Annotated in this window: 20 protein-coding genes; 16 read left to right on the top strand and 4 right to left on the bottom strand. The window is 61.4% G+C overall.

The window, feature by feature from the left end; genetic code table 11:
* Positions 1 to 247: 247 nt before the first annotated feature.
* From AC6FTP_RS20750 to AC6FTP_RS20735, 4 genes are all read right to left on the bottom strand, one after another.
* The gene (locus AC6FTP_RS20750; RefSeq protein WP_497208820.1) at positions 248 to 649 is read right to left on the bottom strand and encodes a hypothetical protein; all 402 of its coding nucleotides are present in this window, start codon (positions 647 to 649) and stop codon (positions 248 to 250) included.
* A gap of 127 nt (positions 650 to 776) precedes the next feature.
* Positions 777 to 1,784, bottom strand: a complete 1,008-nt coding sequence (locus tag AC6FTP_RS20745; protein ID WP_497208819.1) for a hypothetical protein — start codon at positions 1,782 to 1,784, stop codon at positions 777 to 779.
* A complete protein-coding gene (locus tag AC6FTP_RS20740) occupies positions 1,781 to 2,176 on the bottom strand; it encodes a hypothetical protein (RefSeq protein WP_497208818.1) in 396 nt (131 codons plus the stop codon). Before AC6FTP_RS20740 ends, AC6FTP_RS20745 begins: the two co-directional genes overlap by 4 nt.
* 39 nt (positions 2,177 to 2,215) lie before the next feature.
* The gene (locus AC6FTP_RS20735; protein ID WP_497208817.1) at positions 2,216 to 2,590 is read right to left on the bottom strand and encodes a hypothetical protein; all 375 of its coding nucleotides are present in this window, start codon (positions 2,588 to 2,590) and stop codon (positions 2,216 to 2,218) included.
* A 264-nt stretch (positions 2,591 to 2,854) separates the two neighbouring features.
* Between AC6FTP_RS20735 and AC6FTP_RS20730 the strand changes: the two genes are divergently transcribed.
* The 16 genes from AC6FTP_RS20730 to AC6FTP_RS20655 all read left to right on the top strand — a co-directional run.
* A complete protein-coding gene (locus AC6FTP_RS20730) occupies positions 2,855 to 4,504 on the top strand; it encodes a class I SAM-dependent DNA methyltransferase (RefSeq protein WP_497208816.1) in 1,650 nt (549 codons plus the stop codon).
* Positions 4,505 to 4,535: 31 nt separating this feature from the next.
* On the top strand, positions 4,536 to 5,090 hold the full coding sequence (locus AC6FTP_RS20725; protein WP_497208815.1) for a restriction endonuclease subunit S: 555 nt from the start codon (positions 4,536 to 4,538) through the stop codon (positions 5,088 to 5,090).
* A complete protein-coding gene (locus AC6FTP_RS20720; protein WP_497208814.1) occupies positions 5,087 to 5,605 on the top strand; it encodes a restriction endonuclease subunit S in 519 nt (172 codons plus the stop codon). Before AC6FTP_RS20725 ends, AC6FTP_RS20720 begins: the two co-directional genes overlap by 4 nt.
* 26 nt (positions 5,606 to 5,631) lie before the next feature.
* Positions 5,632 to 6,843, top strand: coding sequence for an AAA family ATPase (locus AC6FTP_RS20715; RefSeq protein WP_497208813.1), 1,212 nt, complete (start codon positions 5,632 to 5,634; stop codon positions 6,841 to 6,843).
* Positions 6,836 to 7,549 carry a hypothetical protein gene (locus AC6FTP_RS20710; protein WP_497208812.1) on the top strand — a complete coding sequence of 238 codons (714 nt, stop codon included), beginning with the start codon at positions 6,836 to 6,838 and terminating at the stop codon, positions 7,547 to 7,549. The genes AC6FTP_RS20715 and AC6FTP_RS20710 overlap by 8 nt, the downstream gene beginning before the upstream one ends.
* A 10-nt stretch (positions 7,550 to 7,559) precedes the next feature.
* Positions 7,560 to 10,715: a type I restriction endonuclease subunit R gene (locus AC6FTP_RS20705; protein ID WP_497208811.1), complete on the top strand. Its 3,156-nt coding sequence runs from the start codon at positions 7,560 to 7,562 to the stop codon at positions 10,713 to 10,715.
* Between the two features lie 556 nt (positions 10,716 to 11,271).
* Positions 11,272 to 11,511, top strand: coding sequence for a UPF0175 family protein (locus tag AC6FTP_RS20700; RefSeq protein WP_497208810.1), 240 nt, complete (start codon positions 11,272 to 11,274; stop codon positions 11,509 to 11,511).
* Positions 11,508 to 11,750 (top strand): hypothetical protein, encoded by a 243-nt coding sequence (locus tag AC6FTP_RS20695; protein WP_497208809.1) that lies wholly within the window; start codon positions 11,508 to 11,510, stop codon positions 11,748 to 11,750. Before AC6FTP_RS20700 ends, AC6FTP_RS20695 begins: the two co-directional genes overlap by 4 nt.
* Positions 11,747 to 11,938: a hypothetical protein gene (locus AC6FTP_RS20690; RefSeq protein ID WP_497208808.1), complete on the top strand. Its 192-nt coding sequence runs from the start codon at positions 11,747 to 11,749 to the stop codon at positions 11,936 to 11,938. The genes AC6FTP_RS20695 and AC6FTP_RS20690 overlap by 4 nt, the downstream gene beginning before the upstream one ends.
* Positions 11,939 to 11,962: 24 nt before the next feature.
* On the top strand, positions 11,963 to 12,220 hold the full coding sequence (locus AC6FTP_RS20685) for a transposase (RefSeq protein WP_497208807.1): 258 nt from the start codon (positions 11,963 to 11,965) through the stop codon (positions 12,218 to 12,220).
* A 461-nt stretch (positions 12,221 to 12,681) separates the two neighbouring features.
* The gene (locus AC6FTP_RS20680) at positions 12,682 to 12,819 is read left to right on the top strand and encodes a hypothetical protein (protein ID WP_497208806.1); all 138 of its coding nucleotides are present in this window, start codon (positions 12,682 to 12,684) and stop codon (positions 12,817 to 12,819) included.
* Between the two features lie 157 nt (positions 12,820 to 12,976).
* Complete coding sequence (locus tag AC6FTP_RS20675; protein ID WP_497208805.1) at positions 12,977 to 13,576, top strand: Panacea domain-containing protein; 600 nt, start codon at positions 12,977 to 12,979, stop codon at positions 13,574 to 13,576.
* Between the two features lie 6 nt (positions 13,577 to 13,582).
* A complete protein-coding gene (locus AC6FTP_RS20670; protein ID WP_497208804.1) occupies positions 13,583 to 14,020 on the top strand; it encodes a hypothetical protein in 438 nt (145 codons plus the stop codon).
* Positions 14,021 to 14,051: 31 nt separating this feature from the next.
* Positions 14,052 to 14,219, top strand: coding sequence for a nucleotidyltransferase family protein (locus AC6FTP_RS20665; RefSeq protein ID WP_497208803.1), 168 nt, complete (start codon positions 14,052 to 14,054; stop codon positions 14,217 to 14,219).
* A gap of 161 nt (positions 14,220 to 14,380) precedes the next feature.
* On the top strand, positions 14,381 to 15,109 hold the full coding sequence (locus AC6FTP_RS20660) for an ABC transporter ATP-binding protein (protein WP_497208802.1): 729 nt from the start codon (positions 14,381 to 14,383) through the stop codon (positions 15,107 to 15,109).
* A gap of 36 nt (positions 15,110 to 15,145) precedes the next feature.
* A partial coding sequence (locus tag AC6FTP_RS20655; protein WP_497208801.1) for an ABC transporter permease occupies positions 15,146 to 15,737 on the top strand: 592 nt, incomplete at its 3' end.

Genomic DNA, 15,737 nt, shown 5'->3' with positions numbered 1-15,737 from the left:
TTCCATCTCGCCTGTCTCCCAGGGCTTCGCGCATCATCATGAAAAGAGGCTTTTTGCTACAGGATTCACAAGAGGATCAAGATGAACAGGTCTGAAAAATCCTGTGAATCCTGTCAATCCCGTCAATCCTGTCACTCAGGCCAAGCTTGACCCTCAGTCACCGATTGGATGCGTCAGCCCACCCACCCCCATCCCCGAGTTGGAAACTCGGGGCACCAGCGTACGAGTTGAAAACTCGTTCTACGTTCTACGCCCTCCGCAGCGCCATGATCAGCTCGTCCACCTTGGTGAAGAGCGACTGCATCTGCGTCTGACTGTATTCCGCATCCGCCACCTGGCTCAGCATGGTGACCGCGTTCGAGTTACTGCTCGTTCCCGCGATCTCTGCATTCAGCGCCGCCGTCGTCACCTCCCCCGGCGGGCCGCTCTGGCCCATCGGGAGGCTGAAGGTCAAATGCAGCACGTCGCCGATGACAGACGCTGACACCGTCGCCGGATCACCGGGAGGCAGCGTGTTCACCGCATCCACGACCGCCGAGGTGATCGTCGGCACGGCATCGATGAGGGTTTTCAGGCCCGTCAGTTGAGCGCGCATCTGCGCGGATGAGCCCGACGAGTTATTCGCGGGGAGTGTCGGATCAAAGGGCATGGCTGTTAATGGTTCTCTGTTCGCTGTTCTCGGTTGTGAAGGGAGCGCGGGCACTCCTGCCCGCTGCTGTGGCTATCAAACAGCGGACGAGAGCGTCCGCGCTCCTCTCCTCGTCTTTTGATCCGCCTCACGTCACCGTCACCTGCGCCTCCGGGCTGGGGTTCGCATCGCCGCCGTCGTTGCTGGAGATCACGCGGAGCTTCACCACCTGACCAGCGGTGTAACCTTTCACAATGATCCCGAGATCCTTCGCGTTCGCCTTGTTCTGCCACTCCGTGTCCACCCCGACGATGAAGCTTTCCACCTTGTAGCGCACCGCCCGCACCGCATAGGGCCAGGCCAGCTCGATCCGCCCGCCGCCCAAAGCCGCCGCCGTCAGGCTGCCCACTGGCTCCGGCGTGCTTGGGTTCGCCGGGATGTTCAGGCCAAAGGCCTCCCACCTCGGATCATCCGCCGCCAGCACATCCTCCAGCTCCGTGATCAGTCCGCGCACCCGCTTCCGCAGACCATCCACAGCGTCCGCGCGGGTGTTGCCCGCCGCCGTAAGATCGCTCTCCGCCGTCGCCACCCCATGACGCGCGTCAGAAATGACCGTCCAGGCCGCGCCGCACAGCGCCGCCGTGGCCTCCATCCCCGGATTTTCATTCGCAGGCAGGGCGGTGAAATAGTTTTTCAGGGAGTCCAGCAGGGTGAAGCGCAGGTCCTGCGTGTTTGGCACTGCCGTGGACTGGCCAGGGAAGCCCGTCGGCTCCCAGGCCGCGCTCCAGCGCTGGCCCAGCTTTTTCGCCAGCGCCAGCTTGCAGTTCGTCAGCACCACCGTCCCGGCCACGTCCGCGTCTTGCAGGGTCGTGTAGGCCGTGCTCAGCGCCAGTTTTTTGAGGCCCAGCGCCGTCTCCGCCAGCGCCAGGGTGCTGATGCCCGCACGCATCACCGCCTCCGTGTAGCGCAGCAGACCCAGCGGGGTCTCATGCAGGTGGCAGCCGTCCGCCATGCGGTCGGCCAGAGCCCGGAGGATGTCCGGATTGTCAGGAGTGGGGTTGCTAGCCATAGTGCGTCGGTTGTATTTAGGTTTGGATGTCGGAGCTGGGGATTCATCCCAGAAGAAACTGTCCCAGGTAAACTCATCCCAGTTCATGGTGGGCTGGGGAAAGGGCTCAAAAACTTCGTGCGGAGATTCCGCGCCGCATGGCTGAGGCTCGGCAACCTTGTGCGGAGATTCCGCGCCGCATGGCTGAGGCTCGGCAACCTTGTGCGGAGATTCCGCGCCGCATGGCTGAGGCTCGGCAACCTCGTGCGGAGATTCCGCGCCGCATGGCTGAGGCTCGGCAACCTCGTGCTGAGATTCCGCGCCGGTTGACCGATGCTGAGGAACCTCGCGCGGAGATTCCGCGCCGCTTGACCGGGGCTCAGAACCTTCGTGCGGAGATTTCGCGCCGCTTGGCCAAGGCTCAGAACCTTCGCGCGGAGATTCCGCCCCACAGCCCGGAGGCCGGTGGAGGTCAGGAAGGCAAGTGGCGTCGCGTTCATGGGCGGAGTCTTCCCCGGCCCGCTTAGAAAAATAGCACGCTATAGCGAATCTTCCTTCTCCACCTTATCCTCCGCCAGTTCATCCATCTTGGAAAGCTTCAGGTCAAAAGCCCGGGCCAGGCGGCGGGTCTTGTCCGTCGTAAAGAACTTCTCCAATCTGAGGAACTCGGAAAAGTGGCTTTTGGAGATGTGAGCCCTGTCCGCCACCACCGCGTTCGGCCAGCCATGGGCCAGCATCAGGTCCATCGTCACCAGCACATGCCCTGCACAGATCATTTCATGTCCGCTGTCCCGGCACAGCTTGAGGATTTCCTCGGGAGACAACCGAAAGCTCGGCTTCCGATGCGCCTTCTCCCCACACTGCAAAGCTTCCCCACCGCCCTTGCGGGCCGTCTGGCGTCGCGACTTTTCCATGGGATGAAGAAGATTGGACTACGCATTCCACCCGATTTCAGCGGGAAAGGGAAGAACAAACTTTGATTTTTTGCCACAGGAGGTCTGGAGCGCGGGAGTTGAGACGATTCAATCGCTGATGAGAGCCTTATCAGGCGTTGATCCCCATGCTCTTCCATGAGCGTCCGCTCAGCGGTTCCAAGTCGTCTTGGTCCGAGCACGCGAAAGAATGCCTCAACTCTTGCCATTCTACGTAGCAACCGCTTTGCTAAGCAAAATCCCTTCATGGCACGAAAAGCATCCTCAAAGCCCGAGTCCACCAACTCCACCGCCACCATCGGCTTCGAGGCGAAGCTCTGGCTCACCGCCGACAAGCTCCGCAACAACATGGACGCGGCGGAATACAAGCACGTCGTCCTCGGCCTCATCTTCCTCAAATACATCTCCGACACCTTCGAGGAACACCGCGCCAAACTCCTCGCCGGTGAGGGCGACTACGCCGGGGCCAATGCTGAAGACCCCGACGAATACAAAGCCGAGAACGTCTTCTGGGTCCCCGCCGAGGCCCGCTGGTCCCACCTCCAGGCCAGCGCCAAGCAGCCGACCATCGGCAAGACCGTGGATGATGCCATGGTCGCCATCGAGCGCGACAACCCGCGCCTCAAAGGCGTCCTCCCCAAGGACTACGCCCGCCCCGGCCTCGACAAACAGCGCCTCGGCGAACTCATCGACGTCATCGCCACCATCGAACTCACCGCCGCCAGCGAGGGCGAAAAGACGCACCGCTCCGTCGATCTACTCGGCCGCGTTTACGAGTATTTCCTCACCCGCTTCGCCAGCGCCGAGGGCAAGAACGGCGGCCAGTTCTACACCCCGTCCTGCGTCGTGCGCTGCCTCGTCGAGATGCTCGCCCCCTACAAGGGCCGCATCTACGACCCCGCCTGCGGCTCCGGCGGCATGTTCGTGCAGTCGGAAAAGTTCGTGGAAAGCCACGGCGGCAAGCTGGGCGACATCTCCGTCTATGGCCAGGAGAGCAACGCCACCACGCGCCGCCTCGCCATCATGAACCTCGCCATCCGCGGCATCGAGGCCGACTTCGGCCCCGAGCACGCCGACACCTTCCGCCGCGACCTTCATCCCGACCTCCGCGCCGACTACGTCCTCGCCAACCCGCCCTTCAACGACTCCGACTGGTTCCGCAAGGACGACGACGTGCGCTGGCAGTATGGCGTCCCGCCCAAGGGGAATGCCAACTTCGCCTGGGTGCAGCACTTCATCCACCACCTTGCCCCGCAGGGCATGGCCGGCTTCGTCCTCGCCAATGGCAGCATGTCCTCCAACCAGTCCGGCGAAGGCGACATCCGCAAAGCCCTCATCGAGGCCGACCTCGTGGACTGCATGGTCGCCCTCCCCGGCCAGCTCTTCTACAGCACGCAGATCCCCGTCTGCCTCTGGTTCCTGACTCGCAGCAAGGCCGCAGACGGCAAACGCCACTTCCGCGACCGCCGCAAGCAGACCCTCTTCATCGACGCCCGCAAACTCGGCACCCTCATCGACCGCGTCCACCGCGAGCTGACCGACGCCGACCTGGAGAAAATCACATCCACGTATCACGCCTGGCGCGGTGACTCTTCGCTCGTAGTTCGGGCTTCAGCCCGTTCTGGAAGCGCCAAAGACGGGCTAAAGCCCGAACTACCAACCTACACCGACATCCCCGGCTTCTGCAAATCCGCCACCACCGCCGAAATCGCCGCACACGGTTACGTCCTCACGCCCGGCCGCTACGTCGGCGCCGAGGAAGTGGAAGACGACGGCGACCCCTTCGAGGAAAAGATGCCGCGACTCGTCGCCGAACTGCACGCCCAGTTCGCCGAGTCCGCGAAACTGGAGCAGGCCATCAAAGCCAACCTGAGGGGGCTGGGTTATGGCGGGTGAATGGAAACGCACATCCCTCCGAGAAGCAGGCGTGACGCTGATTGACTGCGACCATCGCACGCCTCCCGCTGCCGATAGCGGCTATCCATATGTCGCGATTCCCCAGCTCAAAGAAGGCAGACTCGCCCTTGCTGACGCGCGCCGCATCTTACCAGAGCACTTCGCTGACTGGACGCGAAAGGCCAAGCCACAGCATCACGACGTGATTCTCTCGCGCCGGTGCAATCCCGGTGAAACGGCCTTCGTCCCCGCTGGCCTTGAGTGCGCACTTGGACAGAATCTCGTCTTGCTGCGCTCTGACGGCACAAAAGTATTTCCGCCGTTTCTCCGCTGGCTGCTCAATGGCCCGGACTGGTGGGAGCAGGTCGGCACATTCATCAACGTGGGCGCTATCTTCAACAGCTTGAAGTGCGCGGACATTCCGAACTTCAAGATGCGGCTCCCACCCCTCGCCGAGCAAAAAGCCATCTCGGCGGTGCTTGGGGCGCTGGACGACAAGATCGAGTTGAACCGGCGGATGAACGCGACGCTGGAGGCGATGGCATCGGACCCTCCTACCTCGAACAGGGAGGCATCTGTGTTTTGAATCAGAAGTGTGTCCGTGACCATCGTGTAGATTTTTCGAAATCCCGCCGCCACGACGCAGTCAAAAAGCCTATCAATGATCGCGCCTTACAGCTTCATGATGTCTTGGTGAACTCCACTGGCATGGGAACGCTTGGGCGTGTGGCGCAAGTGTTTCACCTGCCGGAAGTGGCGATTGTGGATTCGCACGTCACTATCGTTCGTCCTGCCGCAGACACCGATCCGTTCTTCCTTGGCATCAACCTGACTGGCCGTGAAGCTGAAATCGAGGAATTGGGCGAAGGTTCAACAGGGCAAACTGAACTTAGCCGCACACGGCTTGGAGAGTTGAAGATCATCACACCTCCTTTCGATCTTCAAAAGGCATTTGGAGCAGCCGTTGGCCCGCTCTTGATGCGCATCGCCGAAAACGAAACCCAATCCCGCACCCTCGCCACCCTGCGCGACACGCTGCTGCCGAAGCTGCTGAGCGGGGAGTTGAGCGTGGCAGAGGTGCAAGAGCGCTCGCAATCATAATTCAGTTGGCATAAACTCCGAATATCATGATCCAGAAACTCAAGATCGAATCATTTAAGTCCCTCGAAAAGGTCGAGGTAGAACTCGGCCAAGTGAATGTTTTTGTGGGGGCCAATGGGAGCGGGAAGAGCAATCTGCTCGAAGCGCTCGGCGTCCTTTCCGCTGCGGCTGATGGGAAGGTCAATGATTTGGTGCTACTCCAACGTGGAGTCCGCCCAGGGGTTCCTAAATTATATAAGTCTGCCTTTCCGACTAAAAAGGGCGGCGGAAGTGCCGCCAGTACGCATATCAGGTTCGAAGCTTGGTCCGGAAAGGTCGAGTATGCGGTGTCTCTCAATAACCCACTCGACGACCCAAGCCCGGCTTGGAGATTCAAGCATGAGCTTTGGCAGGATGGGGCAAGGAAGCTCGTGGGAACCTCTCCAGCAAAGCGCAGCTCGGAAAAACTCGTCGCGGTAAATCCAGAGAACGGGCTGGCAGCGCTGGAGGCTGTAAGATTGAGGGCAGATGATCCAGCCTTGCTGCTGCTGAAAGCGCTTCAATCCTATGTGATATATTCGCCCACGACGCCGGTGCTTCGCGGAATAGCACAAGAGAACCAGCCGAGGCATCCTGTTGGGCTTTCCGGGGGGCAATTGCCTGATGCTGTGCGGGAGCTGCTGCTCAGCGGCACGGACAGCCCTCATGCAAAAACAGTGGCACAGGAAGCGCTGAGCTTGATTGATTGGGCCAAGCACTTTGGAAGTGCGCCGGCATCGTCAATGCCGCTTTCGCCCGCTGCCGCTGCCTCGCCTCGCGTGATCAAGTTTACTGACCGGTTCATGCGTGAGGGCCGGAATGTCCTTTCGGGCTACGATGCGAGCGAAGGTGCGTTGTTTATCCTCTTTCTAGCTGTGCTCGCCGCGCATTCAAGGAGTCCTCAGCTTCTAGCGGTGGATAATGCCGATCACGGCCTAAACCCAAGATTGGCGAGGTCACTTATCAGCAAGTTCTGCGGATGGGTCACGAACAATCCAGACAAACGGCAGTTCCTTCTCACCACGCATAACCCGCTCGTTCTCGATGGGCTGCCTCTGCAAGATGATCGTGTTCGCCTCTTCACCGTGTCGAGAACCAACACGGGGAAGACCGTGGTTCGCCGTGTTGATATTCAAAAGCACGTGGAGAAAGCCAAAGGTGGCTGGACCTTATCCCGGCTTTGGGTGGCTGGTGATCTCGGGGGGGTGCCCAATGTCTGACATACTTCGGATAGGCTTTGCTGTGGAAGGGACAACGGACTTCGTGATGCTGGAGGCCGCCATCGCCGCAATGCTGCCCGACCACGATTTGGAAACCGTCCGCCTACAACCCGAGGTGTCCGATGCTTTTGAGGCCATGGCTGGCACGACCGGCTTTGGTTGGCCGGGTATTTACAGATGGTGCCAGGAAGCGGTTGAGAAAGGTGGGGGATCAATCAGCCGTGGGCCAGTCCTCGAAAGTTTCGACGCGGTCGTGGTCCAGCTTGATGCTGATGTCGCTGCGGCAACCTATGCTGAAGGTCATATTGACGACCAGACAGGTGATTTGCCCTGTGAACAAAAGTGCCCACCTCCTGAGGCAACGACGAATGAGCTGCGTCGAGTTCTTCTCCGCTGGCTTGGCGAAAAGATTGAGCCCAAGAAGCTGGCAATCTGTATGCCCTCCAAGTCATTGGAGGCGTGGATTCTTGCGGGACTGTATCCGACGGATGGGATCGTGAAATCTGGTGCCCTGGAGTGCCGAGCCAAGCCCGAACGCTTGCTGTCTGGTAAACCGCTCAAAGGCCGCTTGGTGCGAGGTAGTCACAAAGACTTTGAAATGTATCGTGACCGGGCTCCAGCATTTGCAGAAAAGTGGTCTGCTGTGACCAAGCGCTGCACGCAAGCGGCACGTTTTGAGAAGGAATTGCGAGCGGCTATTCTTTGAGCACGCAACGATGAGCCTCAACGAATCCATTGTCGAAGACGCCGCCCTCGAATGGTTCGGGGAGCTGGGCTATGCGGTCGGGCACGGGCCGCATGTCGCACCCGGTGAACCGGCGGCGGAGCGGGATTCGTTTTCTGAGGTGGTGCTGGTGGGTCGCTTGCGCGAGGCCATCCGGCGGCTGAACCCGGCCATTCCCGAGGAGGCGCGGGAGGAGGCATTGAGAAAAGTGCTGCGGGTGGGGACGCCTTCGCTCACGCAGACGAACCGCGCCTTTCACCGGATGCTGCGCGATGGAGTCGATGTCGAATACCCGCGTGAGGATGGATCGATCAAAGGTGACAAGGTTCTGCTAGTCGATTTCACGGATGTCCGCGCAAACGATTGGTTTGCCGTGAACCAGTTCACGGTGATCGAGGGGCAGCACAACCGGCGGCCAGACATCGTGGTCTTCCTCAACGGCCTGCCGCTGGGCCTGATCGAGCTGAAGAATGCGGCGGATGAGGACGCGACGATCTGGAGCGCCTACGCGCAGCTGCAAACCTACAAGGCGGAGATTGCCTCGCTGCTGCACTACAACGCGGCGCTGGTGGTCAGCGACGGCCTTCAGGCGCGTATGGGCTCCGTGACGGCGAACCAGGAGTGGTTCAAGGTCTGGCGCACCATCGACGGCGAGGGCGACGCGCCGAAGACGGCGCTGGAGCTGGAGGTGCTGGTGCGTGGCGTGTTCGAGCGGCAGCGGTTCCTCGACCTGCTGCATCATTTCATTGTCTTTGAGGAAGACCCGGACTCGGGCGCGCTGCACAAGATCATCGCGGGCTACCATCAGTTCCACGCGGTGAATGCGGCGGTGGAGGAAACGGTGCGCGCCAGCGGGATGACCGAGACCGGCAGCGTGCTGCGCGAGGAGGCGGGCACTTACTGGGCCGGGCGTCAACGCGGCGGCAAGCCGGGCGACCGTCGCGCGGGCGTGGTCTGGCACACGCAGGGCAGCGGCAAGAGTTTCTCCATGCTCTTCTTCGCCGCACGCGTGGTGCGGCATCCGGCGATGCAGAACCCGACGCTGGTGGTGCTGACCGACCGCAACGATCTGGACGACCAGCTATTCGGCCAGTTCCAACGCTGCGCGGACATCCTCGGCCAGACGCCGGTGCAGGCCAGCGGACGCGAGCATTTGCGCGAGCTGCTGAACCGAGCGAGCGGCGGCGTGGTGTTCACCACCATTCATAAGTTTGCGGCAGAGAAGGGCGAGCTGATGCCCGAGCTGAGCGCGCGGCAGAACATCGTCGTCATCGCGGATGAAGCGCACCGCAGCCAGTATGGGTTCGGCGGCAAGGTGAATGAAAAGACCGGCGAGATGTCCTACGGCTTCGCCAGCAACCTGCGCGATGCCTTGCCGAATGCATCGTTCATCGGCTTCACCGGCACGCCGATCGAGAAGACGGACGCGAACACGCGGGCGGTCTTCGGCGACTACATTTCCATCTACGACATCCAGCGCGCCGTCGCCGACAAGGCCACGGTGCCGATCTATTACGAGAGCCGCATCTCCAAGCTCAGCCTGAACGCGGCCGAGCTGCCGAAGCTCGACGCGGAGTTTGAGGAGATCACCGAAGGCGAGGAGCTGACCAAGAAGGAGAAGCTAAAGACGAAGTGGGCCGCGCTGGAGGCGCTGGTGGGCGATCCGAAACGCATCGCGCTCGTGGCCGCCGATCTGGTGGCGCATTTCGAGAAGCGCGTGGAGGCGATGGACGGCAAGGCGATGATCGTCTGCATGAGCCGCCGCATCTGCGTGGATCTCTACGACGCGCTCGTCGCGCTGCGGCCTGAATGGGCGGAGGAAACACTGAAAGTTGTGATGACCGGCAGCGCGGAGGATGGCCCCGAGTGGCAGAAGCACATCCGCAGCAAGGATGCCCGGCGGAAACTGGCGAACCGCTTCAAGGACGCCAAGGACCCCTTCAAGATCGTCATCGTGCGGGACATGTGGCTGACCGGCTTTGACGCGCCCTGCCTGCACACGATGTATGCCGATAAGCCGATGCAGGGCCACGGCCTCATGCAGGCCATCGCCCGCGTGAACCGCGTCTTCCGCGACAAGCCCGGCGGGTTGGTGGTGGATTACCTCGGCCTCGCCGACCAGCTCAAGAAGGCGCTCGTCACCTACACCGAGAGCGGCGGCCAGGGGAACCCGACCTTTGACACCGCGCAAGCCATCGCCGTGATGCTGGAGAAACACGGCATCGCCTGCGACATGATGCACGGCTTCAACTGGGACAAGTGGACCACCGGCAAACCCACCGAGCGCCTCGCCCTCATCCCTGCCGGACAGGAGCACATCCTCGAACAGGACGACGGCAAGAAGCGCTGGGTGCAGGTGGTGACAGAGCTTTCCCGCGCCTTTGCCCTCTGCGCCGCCAGCGATGAAGCCACGGCGATCCGCGACGACGTGAGCTTCTTCCAAGCCCTGCAAGCCGCGCTGAATAAGCAGAGCAGCACCAACCGCAAGACGCCCGAGCAGATCGACGCTGCCATCCGGCAACTGGTCAGCAAGGCCATCACCACCGAAGGCCAGGTGATCGACGTCTTCACCGCCGCCGGATTGCCCAAGCCGGACATCAGCATCCTCAGCGACCAGTTCCTCGCCGAGGTGCGCGGCCTCAAGCACAAGAACGTCGCCGCCGAGTTGCTGGAGAAACTGCTCAAGGACGAACTCAAGGTGCGCTCGAAGCGCAACCTCGTGCAGAGTCAGATCTTCAGCGAGAAGCTCAAGAAGACCCTCAACGCCTACCACAACCGCGCGATCAGCACGATGCAGGTCATCGAAGAACTGATCAAACTCGCCAAAGACCTCGACGCCGCCACCAAGCGCGGGGAAGACCTCGGCCTGACGGACGACGAAATCGCCTTTTACGACGCGCTGGCCGCGAATGATTCCGCCGTGGCCGCGATGGGCGACGACAAGCTGAAGCTCATCGCTGCCGAGTTGATCACTCAGGTGAAGAAGAGCGTGACCATTGACTGGACTCTCCGCGAAAGCGCCCGAGCCAGGATCAAGGTGATGGTGAAGAGGATCTTGAACAAGCATGGCTACCCGCCGGACCTGCAAGAGGAGGCGGTGAAGACCGTGCTCGCGCAGGCGGAGCTGCTGTGTGCGGAGTGGGTGTGAACTTTGCGTGGCTTGGGGGCAGCGCCGGAGACGTAGCTTGCCTTTCCCAAGGCGAGTCTTTGAAGGTGGGGAGCTCCCAGAACTCGGCTCAGGAGAGCCAAGCTACAGCGGAGGGGGGAGACGGGGAGGCGGCTTCGCCGGAGACTGATAGACTATGGGACTATGAGACGATGGGACTTGGAGACTATGAGCCAAGCACGGTGGCGACGTGCGCGGCAGACGACTGAAACTCGCCCAACGGGCGAGCACCGCGTGAGGCGCGGGCTTGTCAAACTGGGAGGCGATGAGCGGGCTGACGACTGAAACTCGCCCAACGGGCGAGCACTGCGTGAGGCGCGGGCTTGTCAAACTGGGAGGCGATGAGCGGGCTAAAGCCCGAACGACGAACTCAGAATCTCCTGTGAAAAAAGGATGGGGATGCATCCTTCGCTGAAGCTGTGGAGCCCAGGGACAGGGAGATGCGGAGCCGGGGGGAAGAGGAACTCCTCACCGGAAGGACGCGGTTGATTTGAAACCTGCCTGTCTTACACTTCGGAAGCATCACCCGCACTGACCAATGACCATCACTCTGCCAGACGATCCTGCTCTCGCCGCCATGAGTGTGGAGGACATCCGCCTCGATCTGGCCTGTGGTGCCTTTGCCGCCGGGCATGTCTCTCGTGGTGTGGCCGCCCGCATGGCCGGGCTTGAGCGTCATGCCTTTGACGAGGCGCTCTTCACCCGCCGCATCCCCTCCTTCACGGAAGAGATGCTGGACGAGGACTTGGCAACCCTCCGCACCCTCAGCCTGCGGTGATCGTCGTCACGGACACCTCCGTGATCCTCAATCTCTGCCTCCTGCGGCAGGAGAACTTACTCGTCTCCTTGTTCGCTACGGTGCTGGCCCCCACGCAGGTCTTGGCCGAGTTTCAGCGGCTCGCCGCTGCTGATTATTCCCCTCATGAAGACCCTGGAGGAACTGCCGATCGAGATCAGTTGCGCTCCTGCTCGCCCTTCGTCGGCGGGCCTTTCCCCAAACCTGCACTTTCGGCATGAATCTCATTTCCCTCCAGCATCTGGTGCGTGCCGTCCGCACGCTGGCGGCGGACCGCGAGATGATCGTGCTGGGCTCCGCCTCCCTGCTGGAGGATCGCGTCATGTATGCTCGAAGCGCCAACGGCGCGGCTTATCGCAGCCCAGGGCAACGCCCTGGGACAGGATGCCCGAAAAGCCCGGAGCCCTGATAGGGCGGCCTAACCCCTGACGCCATGCCCCAATCCCTCGCCAACATCTATATCCACCTGATCTTCTCCACGAAGGAACGGTTTCCGTTTTTATCCAGGGAGGTGCGCCCTGACCTCCATTCCTACATGGCGACAGTACTGGCAAATCTGAACTCCCCAGCGGTGCTCATCAACTCGGTGACGGACCATGTGCATATCCTTTTCAACATGGGCCGCACGGTGACGCTGGCCCAGGCGGTGGAAGACGTGAAAAAATCGTCTTCCAAATGGATCAAGAAGTAAGGCTCGGACCTCACCACCTTTGCGTGGCAGTCAGGTTACGGCGGGTTTTCCGTGAGCGAGTCCAATGTGCCGAAGGTGGCGAATTACATCCGCGGTCAGGAGGAGCATCATCGGATGAAGACCTTCCAAGAGGAATACCGGGAGTTCCTCGCGAAACACAAAATCCAATATGATGAACGATATGTATGGGATTAGGCCGCCCCTTCAGGGCTCCGGGTTGTTCGCGCCGCAAACCCAGGGCGTTGCCCTGGGCTGCGATAGCGCGTCCCTTTGGGACTCCAGAGGTCATGAACACCATGCACGCGGCCTTTGGACTCCAGATCCTGCACACCTTGCCCCACTTGATCGTAGCGCCACAGGCGCGGTCTATCGCAGCCCAGGGCAACGCCCTGGGAGGACACACGCAAAAACGACGTGAGCCCTGAAAGGGCGACCCAGCTGCGCATCCATCCTGACCTCTCATGCCCAAGAAAGCCTCCAGCGCCGCCAAATCCGTCGAGACCCTCAAGCACGACGACGCCAAGCGGAAGAACATCCCCTCCGTCGAGCAGCAGTCCGTGATCCAGAAGGAGCACTCGCAGGCCAAGTCCATCCGCTAGGCGGGAAAAGAGGGGGCGGGAGGGGCTGCAAATCACCCTTGCAAATTTTGCGGCCTCAACCATCACAGCGGCGCCTGCCCGGTGTGGAAGTCCTGCCGGCAGTGAGACCGAGGCCGCATCTTGACGCTCAGGGTATCTTCAGCCTACTATTCCACCCATGGCCTTTCCTTTTTCCCATCGCAAGACGACGCAGGCCCTGAATTTCTTTGCTCGGAAGTCCGGCGGGGAGATCAACAAGCTGAAGGCACTGAAGCTGGTGTATTTTGCCGACCGATACCACCTGCGCCGTTACGGTCGCCCGATCACGGGAGATGAATATCTGGCCATGCCCTATGGCCCGGTGGCCTCCGGGGCGAAGGATCTGGCGGAGATGGGGGACTTCCTGAGCGATGACGAGCGGGCCTATGGGGCGCAGTTCTTGGCACCGGTGGACCGCTACACCTACCGCTCTGCTGCGGAGGTGGCGGAGAAGACGCTCTCGGAGTCTGACCGCACGGCGATGGAGTGGGCGTGGCAGACCTTTGGCGGGATGGACCGCTTCAAGCTGGCGGACTACACGCACCGCTACCCGGAATGGAAGCGCCACGAGGCGGCGCTGGAAGGCGGGCGTGAAACTCGGGTGCCGATGTGCTGGCGAGATTTTCTCGATGATCCCGATAACGGCACGGAACTCTGCCATCCGCTGAATGCGGAAGACCGCGCGGCCATGGCGGCGGGCATCCAGGAACGATTCGAGGCGGAACGCATGCTGAGCTGAACCCCGATGTCCCACACCCATCTGCCGCTGGAATTGAGGCTGGGACTGCGAGTCGGCAGTGTCTTTTACTTTCAAGCTCGGGAGATGCTCTCCGAGAAGCCGCACTTCTTTGTGGTGGTGAATGCGGACCCGCTGCGGGATCAACTGCTGCTGCTGACGGTCTTCACCTCCCAGATCGACAAGGTGCGCCAGCGGAACCGCGAACGTCCTGAGACGGTGGTGGAATTTGGCCCGGCCGAGTTTGCCCCGCTGGACAGGCCTACCGCCGTGGACGGCAACGTGATCGTCCGCCGTAGCCTGAGCGAGATGGCGGACCTAGTGCGGCGGAAGGAGATATCCTACCACCCGGACCTGCCTGCGGATTTGCTGTGCCGCATCCGCAAGGCCCTGCTGAGCAGCCCGGTGATCGAAGACGAAGACAAGGATCTCATTCGGGGATCCTGAGCACCCGCTGCAACGGGTCTTCGTCTGCGCCATGTGGCTGCGGCAGCACGACCCGATCCGTCACAGGGGCCTCTTTGGTTCTGTGGCGTGCGGGGAGGCGGGGCCGGAGAGTGGCATCGATATTCTGGTGGAGGTGGACCCGATGGGGAGACGGGGAGACCTGCTTCAAAGCCGGAACGAAGTCCGGCTGGGGGCGTAGGCGGGATAAGAGGGGGGCGGGAGGGGCTGCAAATCACCCTTGCAAATTTTCCGGCCTCAACCATAACAGCGGCCCGCGCGTTTGAACGTGCCGGAGAGTCAGTGTGTCACACGGCGCTCCCCTCCCATCCCCTCCAAACCAACAACCATGACAGTGACAGTATGATCCAAGTGCAAAACCTCCGAAAAGAATTCGGCGCCAAGGTGGCCGTGGATAACGTGTCCTTCACCGTCAACAAAGGTGAAGTGCTCGGTTTCCTCGGACCCAACGGCGCAGGTAAATCAACCTCCATGCGCATGGTCACGGGCTATTTCCGCCCGACCTCCGGCAGCATCAAAGTCGGCGGCATCGACATGCTCGAAAACCCTGAGCAGGCGAAGCGCAGCATCGGCTATCTGCCGGAAAATGCCCCGCTCTACTCGGACATGACCGTGGCCAGCTTCCTCGGCTTCTGTGCCGAGGTGCGCGGCATCACCGGGGCGGCCAAATCGAAGGCCATCGACCGCGTGCTGGACCTCTGCTTCCTGCATCGGGTGCGCAATCAAAGCGTGGACACGCTCTCCAAGGGCTACCGCCACCGCACCTGCTTTGCCCAAAGCATCATCCATGACCCGGATGTGCTCATCCTCGATGAGCCGACCGATGGTCTGGACCCGAACCAGAAGCATGAAGTGCGTCAGCTCATCAAGAACATGGGCAAGGACAAGGCGATCATCTTCTCCACCCACATCCTGGAAGAAGTCGATGCCGCCTGCTCCCGCGCGATGATCATCGACCGCGGCAAAGTCGTGGCCGATGGCACGCCCGAGCAGCTCCGCAAGCTCGTCCCCACGGCCACCACGCTCGACGAGGTCTTCCGCTCCATCACCCGCTCCGATCTGGAGAAATAAGAACCCTGTTCAACCCCCTTCTTCATTCCTTCACTCATGAAAAATTCTGGCATCGCGATCACGCAGGCGATCTTCAAGCGGGAGTTCCTCTCCTACTTCAACTCCCCCGTGCTCTACGTCATCGTCGTTATCTTCCTGCTGGCCACGATGGGCTTCACCTTCTTCTTCGGACGCTTCCTGGACAGCGACAACGCTTCGCTGACGCAGAGCTTCTTCTTCTGGCATCCCTGGATCTACATCGTGCTCGCGCCCGCCGTGGGCATGAGGATGTGGTCTGAGGAGCATCGCCTGGGCACCATCGAGCTGCTCATGACCATGCCGCTCTCCCCCTGGCATGCGATCATCGGCAAATTCGTCGCCGCGGCGCTCGTCTGGGCCATCGGTCTCGCGCTGACCTTCTCCATCGTCATCACCGTCTCCTGGCTGGGCGATCCCGATCCAGGTCCGATGATCACCGGCTACACCGCCAGCTACCTCTACGCGCTCGGCTGTCTCGCCGTCACCAGTGCTGCCAGTGCCTACACCCGCAGCCAGGTCGTCTGCTTCATCGTCTCCGTGGCCCTCTGCATCCTCCTCACGCTGATCGGCTTCCCCGGCATCGTGGACACCGTGGTGCGCTCGCTGCCCG

This window comes from Prosthecobacter sp. (assembly GCF_044378005.1).
GTDB lineage: Bacteria > Verrucomicrobiota > Verrucomicrobiia > Verrucomicrobiales > Verrucomicrobiaceae > Prosthecobacter.
Note: the sequence above shows the minus strand (reverse complement) of the source record. Positions and strands in the feature narration are given on the sequence as shown.

Coding starts and splice junctions, on each gene's coding strand:
- AC6FTP_RS20750 (WP_497208820.1), bottom strand. CDS start 649: ATGCCCTTTGATCCGACACTCCCCGCGAATAACTCGTCGGGCTCATCC.
- AC6FTP_RS20745 (WP_497208819.1), bottom strand. CDS start 1,784: ATGAACTGGGATGAGTTTACCTGGGACAGTTTCTTCTGGGATGAATCC.
- AC6FTP_RS20740 (WP_497208818.1), bottom strand. CDS start 2,176: ATGAACGCGACGCCACTTGCCTTCCTGACCTCCACCGGCCTCCGGGCT.
- AC6FTP_RS20735 (WP_497208817.1), bottom strand. CDS start 2,590: ATGGAAAAGTCGCGACGCCAGACGGCCCGCAAGGGCGGTGGGGAAGCT.
- AC6FTP_RS20730 (WP_497208816.1), top strand. CDS start 2,855: ATGGCACGAAAAGCATCCTCAAAGCCCGAGTCCACCAACTCCACCGCC.
- AC6FTP_RS20715 (WP_497208813.1), top strand. CDS start 5,632: ATGATCCAGAAACTCAAGATCGAATCATTTAAGTCCCTCGAAAAGGTC.
- AC6FTP_RS20710 (WP_497208812.1), top strand. CDS start 6,836: ATGTCTGACATACTTCGGATAGGCTTTGCTGTGGAAGGGACAACGGAC.
- AC6FTP_RS20705 (WP_497208811.1), top strand. CDS start 7,560: ATGAGCCTCAACGAATCCATTGTCGAAGACGCCGCCCTCGAATGGTTC.
- AC6FTP_RS20700 (WP_497208810.1), top strand. CDS start 11,272: ATGACCATCACTCTGCCAGACGATCCTGCTCTCGCCGCCATGAGTGTG.
- AC6FTP_RS20690 (WP_497208808.1), top strand. CDS start 11,747: ATGAATCTCATTTCCCTCCAGCATCTGGTGCGTGCCGTCCGCACGCTG.
- AC6FTP_RS20685 (WP_497208807.1), top strand. CDS start 11,963: ATGCCCCAATCCCTCGCCAACATCTATATCCACCTGATCTTCTCCACG.
- AC6FTP_RS20680 (WP_497208806.1), top strand. CDS start 12,682: ATGCCCAAGAAAGCCTCCAGCGCCGCCAAATCCGTCGAGACCCTCAAG.
- AC6FTP_RS20675 (WP_497208805.1), top strand. CDS start 12,977: ATGGCCTTTCCTTTTTCCCATCGCAAGACGACGCAGGCCCTGAATTTC.
- AC6FTP_RS20670 (WP_497208804.1), top strand. CDS start 13,583: ATGTCCCACACCCATCTGCCGCTGGAATTGAGGCTGGGACTGCGAGTC.
- AC6FTP_RS20665 (WP_497208803.1), top strand. CDS start 14,052: ATGTGGCTGCGGCAGCACGACCCGATCCGTCACAGGGGCCTCTTTGGT.
- AC6FTP_RS20660 (WP_497208802.1), top strand. CDS start 14,381: ATGATCCAAGTGCAAAACCTCCGAAAAGAATTCGGCGCCAAGGTGGCC.